Origin of the sequence: Anaerotignum sp., assembly GCF_045122575.1 — a bacterium.
GTDB lineage: Bacteria > Bacillota > Clostridia > Lachnospirales > Anaerotignaceae > Anaerotignum_A.
The window spans coordinates 20,870-30,054 of record NZ_JBGVHV010000110.1 but is presented as its reverse complement, the minus strand read 5'-3'; the positions used below and the strand labels follow the sequence as shown (position 1 = coordinate 30,054).

The 9,185-nt window shown below is 49.6% G+C and carries 7 protein-coding genes; 2 read left to right on the top strand and 5 right to left on the bottom strand.

The features are described from left to right. The first annotated feature begins 83 nt into the window (after positions 1-83). Positions 84-986 carry a mechanosensitive ion channel family protein gene (locus ACJMLT_RS05380; protein WP_405727723.1) on the top strand — a complete coding sequence of 301 codons (903 nt, stop codon included), beginning with the start codon at positions 84-86 and terminating at the stop codon, positions 984-986. 3 nt (positions 987-989) lie between these two features. Further along, positions 990-1,178 (top strand): DUF951 domain-containing protein, encoded by a 189-nt coding sequence (locus ACJMLT_RS05375; protein WP_405727720.1) that lies wholly within the window; start codon positions 990-992, stop codon positions 1,176-1,178. A 34-nt stretch (positions 1,179-1,212) separates the two neighbouring features. Here ACJMLT_RS05375 and ACJMLT_RS05370 read toward each other — a convergent pair whose 3' ends face one another. From ACJMLT_RS05370 to ACJMLT_RS05350, 5 genes are all read right to left on the bottom strand, one after another. After that, positions 1,213-3,309, bottom strand: coding sequence for a heavy metal translocating P-type ATPase (locus tag ACJMLT_RS05370; protein ID WP_405727717.1), 2,097 nt, complete (start codon positions 3,307-3,309; stop codon positions 1,213-1,215). 87 nt (positions 3,310-3,396) lie between these two features. After that, the gene (locus ACJMLT_RS05365) at positions 3,397-3,735 is read right to left on the bottom strand and encodes an ArsR/SmtB family transcription factor (protein ID WP_405727714.1); all 339 of its coding nucleotides are present in this window, start codon (positions 3,733-3,735) and stop codon (positions 3,397-3,399) included. 64 nt (positions 3,736-3,799) lie between these two features. Continuing rightward, positions 3,800-4,696, bottom strand: a complete 897-nt coding sequence (locus ACJMLT_RS05360; protein WP_405727711.1) for a LysR family transcriptional regulator — start codon at positions 4,694-4,696, stop codon at positions 3,800-3,802. 89 nt (positions 4,697-4,785) lie between these two features. Then, the gene (locus tag ACJMLT_RS05355; protein ID WP_405727708.1) at positions 4,786-7,443 is read right to left on the bottom strand and encodes a calcium-translocating P-type ATPase, PMCA-type; all 2,658 of its coding nucleotides are present in this window, start codon (positions 7,441-7,443) and stop codon (positions 4,786-4,788) included. A gap of 232 nt (positions 7,444-7,675) precedes the next feature. Next, the gene (locus ACJMLT_RS05350) at positions 7,676-9,160 is read right to left on the bottom strand and encodes a DUF1846 domain-containing protein (protein WP_405727705.1); all 1,485 of its coding nucleotides are present in this window, start codon (positions 9,158-9,160) and stop codon (positions 7,676-7,678) included. Positions 9,161-9,185 lie beyond the last annotated feature (25 nt).

Here is a 9,185-nt window from a genome sequence, read left to right as displayed (position 1 = left end):
CTATGAAAACAGAAGAAATGGGTCTGCTGTTCACAGCATTTCTGAAAGCTGCCGCAGACCATAAAAACAGGAGGTAATTCAACATGGAAGTATTCAACAATTTTGTCGCTGCCACAAACGGCAATGCTATCGCCGAAGAACTTGGTCTTGGTTTTATCGCAAAAAACGCTGCCCTGAACAGCGCAATGAATTTAGGTATCAAAGCTCTGCAGATCGTATTTACTCTGTTCCTCTGCTGGCTGATGATCCGTCTTTCTCACAAACTCATCAACAAAGTGCTGGAAGCACAGGTGCAGAGACAGAAACTGGCCATGTCTGAAAGAAAAGCAAACACACTGAGCACTGTTGCAGGAAGCATCCTGAAATACGTGATCTACTTCATCGGTCTGGTTTCCGTACTGAAACAGCTGGGCGTACCCACAGAATCCCTTCTGGTCATCGCTTCCGCCGGTTCCGTTGCCATCGGTCTGGGTGCCCAGGGCATCGCAGGCGATATGATGGAAGGCTTCTTCATCCTCTTTGAAGACCATTATGCAGTGGGTGACGTGGTGACCATTCAGGGTATCACAGGTACTGTAGAAAGCGTTACCCTGCGTTCCACAAAACTGCGTGACGCTATGGGTGCCGTACACATCATCCCCAACGGCTCCATCGGCACCGTGACAAATAACTGCCGTGAATTCATCAATGCAGCCGTTACCGTAGGCATTGCTTACGGCGAAAGCGTCGACCGTGCCATTGCGGTACTGAATGACGAAATGACAAAAACAACAGACCTCACAGATATTCTGGAAACACCTGTTGTAGCCGGTGTGGTTGGTCTGGATGATTCCGCAGTCACATTGAAAGTCGTTGCAAAATGTAAGGTAAAAACAGCGCTGGGCGTGGAAGCAGAACTGCGCCGCCGTATCAAGAACAGATTCGACAAAGAGGGCATCGAAATTCCTTTCCCTCAGCAGGTTGTACATCTGGTAAAGGAGGCTTAAACCATGGATTTTTCTGTCGGCGATATCGTACAGATGAAAAAAAGCCACCCTTGCGGTTCTGCCCAGTGGGAAATTTTGCGAACAGGCATTGATTTCCGCATCAAATGCTGCGGCTGCGGTCACATGGTCATGCTGCCCAGAGTAAAATTTGAAAAAAACGTCAAAAAAGTGCTTCCTAAGGAAGAACAGTAAAAAAACAAAGGCACCCAGAGGGGTGCCTTTTTCTTTAATCTTTTTTTCTCATAGAATTCAGGATTGCCAGTACACAGACACCCACATCCGCAAATACCGCCATCCACATGGTCGCAATGCCGGGGATGGAAAGGAGCAGTACCAGAATTTTGAAGCCTAAGGCAAGTGTAATATTCTGGTTGACGATTTTTCTTGTATTTTTCGCAATTTTCATACCAACAGCCAGTTTGCCGATATCATCATCCATCAGCACCACATCCGCCGCTTCGATGGCCGCATCGGAACCGATGCCACCCATGGCAATACCCAGATCCGCACCTGCCAATACAGGGGCATCATTGATACCGTCACCGACAAAGGCTGTTTGATATGTGTCGGATTTCAATTTTCCCATCCAATCCACTTTATCCTGAGGGAGCAGTTCACTGTAAACCGCATCCAGCCCCAGTTCTTTTACAACGGCCTCCGCTGTTTCCTTTCTGTCCCCCGTCAGCATGACCATTTTCTGTACCCCCTGCTGTTTCAGCAGAGCCAGAGAGTCTCTAATATTTTCCTTCAGGGTGTCCGCCACCAGAATATGACCAAGGAAAACGCCATTCTTCGCCACATAGACCACTGTGCCGATGCCTTCCGCCTTTTCATAAGGGATATGTTTCCTTTCCATCAGACGGCTGTTGCCCAGAAGGACTGTTTCGCCGTCCAAAGTATAGGAAATACCGTAGCCACCCAGTTCCTGATAGTTTTCCACACTTGGGATTTCTCCTTCATAGGCTGCAACAATAGCCTTTGCAATGGGGTGATTGCTCTGCGACTCACCAATGGCCGCCAGTTTCAGCACATCGCCTTTCACATCCGCTACAGAAAACTTGCCCTTTGTCAATGTACCCGTTTTGTCAAACACCACCTGCTCGATATTGCAGAGAGTATCCAGATCTTCGCCGCCTTTGACAAGGATACCACAGGAGGATGCGGCACCGATCCCTGCGAAATAACTCAGGGGAACAGACAATACCAATGCACAGGGGCAGGATACGACCAAGAATACCAATGCCCTGCCAAACCATACGGAAAAGCTGCCTAGCCCAAGCAGAACAGGTACAACTGTTACCAGAACCGCCAGCAGACAGACCACCGGGGTATATACCCTTGCAAAACGGGTAATGAATTTTTCTGTTCTGGATTTTTTGCCTGCGGCATTCTCCACCATTTCCAGAATTTTTACAACTATAGACTCTCCGAAAGGCTTTTCCACACGAATTTTCAGATTGCCGTCCATATTGATACAGCCGCTGAGCACCTGATCTCCTGCCACCGCTTTTCTGGGCAGAGATTCCCCCGTCAGTGCTGCCGTATCCAGCATGGCAGAGCCTTCCTCTACAACGCCATCCAAGGGGATGCGTTCCCCTGCTTTTACAAGGATACAATCCCCGACCTTTACCAGTTCAGGGACAATTTCTCTCACTTCTCCCTGTTCCACTACCCTCGCAAAATCAGAGCGGATCTCCAGAAGGGCAGTGATGGATTTTCTGGATCGAGCCACGGCATAATCCTGAAAGGCCTCCCCCACCTGATAGAACAGCATAACAAAAACAGCTTCCGCCATCTCACCAATGGCCAGTGCCCCCACCGTAGAAACGGACATCAGAAAATTTTCATCAAACACCTGCCCACGGGCAATATTTCTCACCGCCCGAAGCAGAACATCATAACCAAAAATAAAATATGCTGTCAGAAACAATCCTGTTTTCATCCGGTTTTCCTGCCAGAAAACAGCACAGATAAACAGCAGCAGTCCCAAGCCAAAACGCAGGAAGATCGCCTTGCCAAAGACTTCTTCATTGCCGTGCTCGTGGTCGTGATGGTCATGACAGCCGCAGCTTCCACCGCCACATACTTCTTCTTTTTCCGCAAACAGAACCTCCACATGGGGTTCATAACGGTGTACGGTATCAGCAATTTCTTTCTGAAGAGCCTCTTCTGCCAGTCCGTCCTGATATTTCACAGTCAGTTCCTGTCGGATCAGATTGATAGAAACTTCTTCTGTTTTCTCTATTTCAGAAAGGACTTTTTCAATCTTTCCTGCGCAGTTAGCACAGGTCAACCCCTTCAATGTCACCTTCATTTCCTGCATGGGTTTCACCTCTTTCACTTTTTTATATGAACAATCGTTCACATATTCTGCCAAAATCAGGGCTGTCTGCAAACAGCCCTTAAAATCTTATTCATGATATCCACGTTTATGACGCAGATGCGCCATACCCTGCTGCATCACGTTTGCCACATGTTCATCATCCAGAGAATAGAACACAACCTTGCCTTCTTTGCGATATTTCACCAGATCATTCTGTCTGAGCACACGCAGCTGATGGGAAACAGCAGACTGGGTCATTTCCAGCGAATCTGCCAGATCACCCACATTCTTTTCCCCCTCCAGCAATGCCTGCAGGATACGAATACGGGTGCTGTCACCGAAAACCTTAAAAAACTCAGCCATTTCATGGATGAATTCCAGTTCCAGTTCCTTCAGCATATCAAATTCTTCCTGATATTCCTTCATGGTCGCACCTCTTTTATATGAATATCCGCTCATATATTATCATTTCCCACTATTTTTGTCAAATTTATTTTTTCGGCAGATCCATCAAATCGATGAAGCCCTGCAGGGCATGGGACATGGCAACGTTTTTCAGACGCACCATACCGATGCTTCTTTTGGGCACAGGAGGATTTACAGGGATCTCGTACAGTTTCTTTTCTTCCAGTTCTCTGGTCAGTTCACGAATAGCATAAGTCAGCCCCAGATTGATCTTGGCAAAATTGATCAGAAGGTCACTGCTGCCAATCTCCAGAATGGGATTCAGCACCACACCGTTTTCCTCCGCATAGCGGGTGATATAACGACGGGAATTGCTGACTTCCTCCAGCATCATCAGGGGATAATTGGAAAGATCTTTCAGTTCAATTCCTTTTTCCGCCAGTCTGCGGTATTTTTCACCGCCCACCAGCACATCGTGGATCTCGATGCAGGGCAGCACTTCCAGATCATGCACATCGGTAATGGGCAGGTTGACAAAGCACATATCCACCGCACCGCTTCTGAGCAGGCGCAGAGATTCTTCCGTGGTTTTGTTTGTCACCTTGATGGTAATATCGGGATAGAGTTTATGATACTGTTCCAGATAATGCAGCAGAAAATTTGCAATGACCGTATCATTAGCACTGATTTTCAGTTCCCCCATCTCCATGTGAACCATCTGATAATATTTTTTCTCTGCCGCCTGAATCAGCCCCAAAGCCTGTTCCAGATAGGTATACAGCAGTTTCCCTTCTGCTGTGGGATACACCCCCTTGGCCGTACGCACCAGCAGAGGGCTGCCCATACGGTCTTCCAGCTGACGGATCGACATGCTGACGGCAGGCTGAGAAATATACAGTTCCCTTGCCGCCCCGGACATATTGCCCGTGCGGACAACGGCACAGAAAATACGATATAAATCTAAAGAAACATCCACTTTCATGGGGATTCCTCCTTATCCTTGGTTTTCTTTTATTATATAAAAAACAAAACGGAATAGCAATATCCATAAGTTTTCATGATAACTAAATTTTATGTCTCAGCGTTCTGTTTTTTCTCTGTTTTTGCAGAAATTACTCTGTCTTTCCATTTTTCCAGTTCCACTACAGGCAGGGGAACCAACGCCAAGCCTGTTACGATCGCCCATTCCTTCCCCGTCAGTGGGCAAACCTGAAACACTGCCGCCAGAGGTTCTGCCATGATGACCCCTACCTGCAGCAGACAACCCACAAAAAATGCGCCTACCAGAAAGAGATTGCTCCCCAAAGAGATCTGACACAGGGAATGTTCCGTCCGCATATTAAAGGCATGCACCAGCTGAGAAAGGGAAAGTACCGCAAAGGCCATGGTGCGTCCGGTGATATATTCTCTCCCGCCGTCAAAATAAATATGTCCGATGCCAAAAGCCAGCAGAGCCAGCATCCCGATCATCATACCTTCCACAGCGATACGGCTGCCCATGCCGCCGCCAAACAAAGACGTTTCCCGTCTGGGCGGCCGCTCCATAATATCCTTCTCCGCCGGATCCAGCCCAAGGGCAATGGCAGGCAGGGAATCCGTCACCAGATTGACCCACAACAGCTGAATAGGCAAAAGCGGTGTTGCCCACCCCAGCAGCATGGCCACAAAAATCGTGATGATCTCGCCAATATTGCTGGAAAGGAGAAAATGTACTGCCTTGCGGATGTTATCGTAAATGCCTCTGCCTTCCCGTACCGCTTCCACAATGGTGGCAAAGTGATCATCCATCAGCACCATATCCGCCGCTCCCTTTGCCACCTCTGTCCCATTTTTCCCCATGGCACAGCCGATATCTGCCGCCTTCAGGGCAGGGGCATCATTGACACCGTCCCCCGTCATGGCGACCACCTTGCCCTCCTTTTGGAAAGCTTTTACAATACGCACCTTATGTTCCGGCGAAACGCGGGCAAATACCGTGCAGTCTGCCGCCTTCCGCCCCAGTTCCTCCTCGTCCATCTGTTCCAGTTCCTGCCCCGTAATGATCCTGTCGCCATGGGTGTAAATGCCCAGTTGGGCGGCGATAGCCTGGGCGGTCAGGGCATGGTCTCCCGTGATCATGACCGGGCGAATCCCCGCTTTTTTGCAGACCTCCACCGCTTCCCTTGCCTCCGGCCTGGGGGGATCCATCATCCCTGCCATCCCCGCAAAAGTCAATTCCTTTTCCAGCGCTTCTGCCGTGAAAAACAGGGGTTCTTCCTCCCATTCCCGAAAGGCCACTGCAACCACCCGCAGGGCTTCTGCCGCCATTTTCCCGTTTTTCAGTCTGGCTTCGCTTTTTCTCCGATTATCAAAGGCTGTCTGCCCCTTTCCATCCAGACATCGGCTGCATTTTTCCAGCAAAACATCCGGCGCCCCTTTGGTGACAGAGATCCATTTTTCTCCGCTTCGGTGCACCGTGGTCATCAATTTCCGTTCTGAAGAAAACGGGACTTCCCCGATACGGGGCATTTCCTGCCAAAGAGCCTTCAGGGATACGCCCCCTTCCTCTGCCGCTTCTGCCAAAGCTTTTTCCGTAGGCTCTGCGGCAATCCGCGTCCCCTCCCGTTTCGCATCGTTGCACAGGGCAAACAGGGTCAAAATCAGCCTCTGTTTTTCCTCATTCTTCTCTAAGCCCTTGCCAATATCCGCCAGCTTCGTCACTTTCATGCGGTTCTGGGTCAAGGTTCCTGTCTTATCGGAACAGATGACCTCTGCCCCGCCCAAGGTTTCCACCGCAGGCAACCGGCGGATGATGGTATTTTTCTTCGACATCCGCTGCATGCCGATGGCAAGGACGATGGTCACGATGGCCGGCAGCCCTTCGGGGATGGCCGCCACTGCAAGGCTGACGGAAGTCATAAACATCTGAAAGGGTTCCTCTCTCCGCAAAAGCCCCATGAAAAAAATCACACCGCAGATGGCAAGGGCGCCGATGCCCAGCAGTTTTCCCGTTTCTCCCAGTTTTTTCTGCAAAGGCGTTTCATTATCCTCCTGTTTTGCCAATAATGCCGCAATATGGCCAATCTCTGTGTCCATGCCCGTGGCCGTGACGATGGCTTTCCCCTTCCCCTTCATCACATAGCTGCCGGAAAGCACCATATTCCGCCTATCCCCGATCTGCAGTTTTGCCGGAAGGATGCCCGTTTCCTTCTCAATGGCAAGAGATTCCCCTGTGATGGCACTTTCCTCCGTCTGCAGGCCACGGCTTTCGAACAGCCGTCCATCGGCGCAGATATAATCCCCTGCAGAAAGCAGAAGGATATCCCCCGCCGTCACATCCTCCGCCGGAATCTCCCTTTCTTTCCTATCCCTCAGTACCCGTGCCTTCGGCGCAGAAAGTTCCTGGAGGGCTTCCAGTGCTTTTTCCGCCTTACTTTCCTGCACCACCCCCAGCAATGCATTCAATACCACAATTGCAATGATGATAGCGGAATCCACAAAGTCCTTCTCTCCGTTCCAGCAGGAAACCACAAAAGAAACCGCCGCTGCCCCGATCAGCAGCAATATCATAAAATCATTGAACTGAGCCAGCAGTTTCCAGAAGAACCCCTGCCGTCCTCGTTCCTGTTCCAGTCTGTTTTTCCCGTCCAATGTCAGCCTTTTGGAGGCTTCCCCCGACTGCAGCCCTTTTTCCCGATCCGTTTTCAGCATTTTCTCCACCTGAGAGATCTGCATGTTCCACCATTCCATAGCCTCACGCTCCGTCTTTTGTTTTTCAGGTTGTCCTTTTCCACAAAATTATGCGGACAAACACAAAAAAAGAACTGCCGCATAAACTGAAACATAGGGCGGCAGGGTCAGGGGCAGAAAAAAGGAGGATGGAACACCCCTGCAGGCATCCTTCCTCGGCCGCTCTTTTCCGCAAATAAAAAAGCGCATCGAAGCAACTTTTCGTTTGCTCAGATACGCTTTGTTTTTATTTTTATCTGTGGAAGAGTTTTTTGGTCTGATATTTGGGTTCACAGGTCAGGTTCACGCCCAGTTTCTTAAATACATTTTCGTCTACGGAAGACAGGATCACTGTGGAGTGCACCTCGCAGCATTTCAGTTTTTCCAGCTGTTTCAGCGCCAGATCTGCCACAGGGTCTGTAACAGCGCAGATGCTCAGCGCGATCAGCACTTCGTCTGTATGCAGGCGAGGGTTCTGGTTGCCCAGATGGCCGATTTTCAGTTTCTGGATCGGCTCGATAATTTCCGGCGCGATCAGTTTTACTTCCTTGCCGATGCCTGCCAGTGTTTTCAATGCATTCAGAAGCATCGCAGAGGATGCCCCCAGCAAAGCAGTGGTTTTGCCGGTTACGATGGTACCATCACGCAGTTCGATGGCTGCCGCAGGATCACCGGTTTCTTCCGCTCTCTTGTTTGCTGCCGCAACAACGACTCTGTCCGCAACGCTGGTGCCTGCCTGTTTCATCAGAAGTTCCAGTTTGTAGATGACATCATCGCCCAGATTGCCTTTTCTGTGGTCATTCAGGGCTTTATAATAACGACGCACAATTTCCGTTCTTGCTGCCGCAGAAACAGCTTCGTCATTGAAAATGCACTTGCCTACCATATTTACGCCCATATCCGTAGGGGATTTATAGGGGGATTTGCCGTAGATCTGTTCAAACATGGCATTCAGCACAGGGAACACTTCCACATCGCGATTATAGTTTACGGTTGTTTCCCCATAAGCTTCCAGATGGAAGGGGTCGATCATATTGATATCGTTCAGGTCTGCCGTTGCTGCTTCATAAGCCAGATTGACAGGGTGGCCCAGAGGGATATTCCAGATGGGGAAGGTTTCAAACTTCGCATAACCAGCCTTCACGCCTCTTTTATTTTCATGGTACAGCTGAGAAAGGCAGGTTGCCATTTTGCCGCTGCCGGGGCCGGGTGCTGTCAGCACCACCAGAGAACGCTGTGTTTCGATATAATCATTTTTGCCAAAGCCTTCTTCGCTTACGATCAGAGGAATATTAGCAGGATAGCCTTCGATGGGATAATGTTTATAAACCTTGATCCCCAGAGCCTCCAGTTTCTTTTCATAAGCCATCACGCTGGCCTGTCCGTTGAACTGGGTCAGCACCACACTGCCCACATACAGACCATAGCCACGGAAGGCGTCGATGAGACGCAGCACATCCGCATCATAAGTGATGCCCAGGTCGCCGCGCACCTTATTTTTTTCAATGTCACCTGCGCTGATGACGATGACGATCTCCGCATCCTCCTTCAACTGTACCAGCATATCGATCTTACTGTCAGGCTGAAAGCCGGGCAGTACACGGGATGCATGGTAATCGTCAAACAGCTTGCCGCCGAATTCCAGATAGAGCTTGCCGCCAAACTGGGCGATCCTTTCTTTGATATGCTTCGACTGCAGCTGCAGATATTTATCATTATCAAATCCAATTCGTAACATAAATAACTCTCCCCGATGTATTTTC

Excerpts from the sequence above, each read along its gene's own strand:
- ACJMLT_RS05380 (WP_405727723.1), top strand. The coding sequence starts at position 84 with ATGGAAGTATTCAACAATTTTGTCGCTGCCACAAACGGCAATGCTATC.
- ACJMLT_RS05375 (WP_405727720.1), top strand. The coding sequence starts at position 990 with ATGGATTTTTCTGTCGGCGATATCGTACAGATGAAAAAAAGCCACCCT.
- ACJMLT_RS05370 (WP_405727717.1), bottom strand. The coding sequence starts at position 3,309 with ATGCAGGAAATGAAGGTGACATTGAAGGGGTTGACCTGTGCTAACTGC.
- ACJMLT_RS05365 (WP_405727714.1), bottom strand. The coding sequence starts at position 3,735 with ATGAAGGAATATCAGGAAGAATTTGATATGCTGAAGGAACTGGAACTG.
- ACJMLT_RS05360 (WP_405727711.1), bottom strand. The coding sequence starts at position 4,696 with ATGAAAGTGGATGTTTCTTTAGATTTATATCGTATTTTCTGTGCCGTT.
- ACJMLT_RS05355 (WP_405727708.1), bottom strand. The coding sequence starts at position 7,443 with ATGGAATGGTGGAACATGCAGATCTCTCAGGTGGAGAAAATGCTGAAA.
- ACJMLT_RS05350 (WP_405727705.1), bottom strand. The coding sequence starts at position 9,160 with ATGTTACGAATTGGATTTGATAATGATAAATATCTGCAGCTGCAGTCG.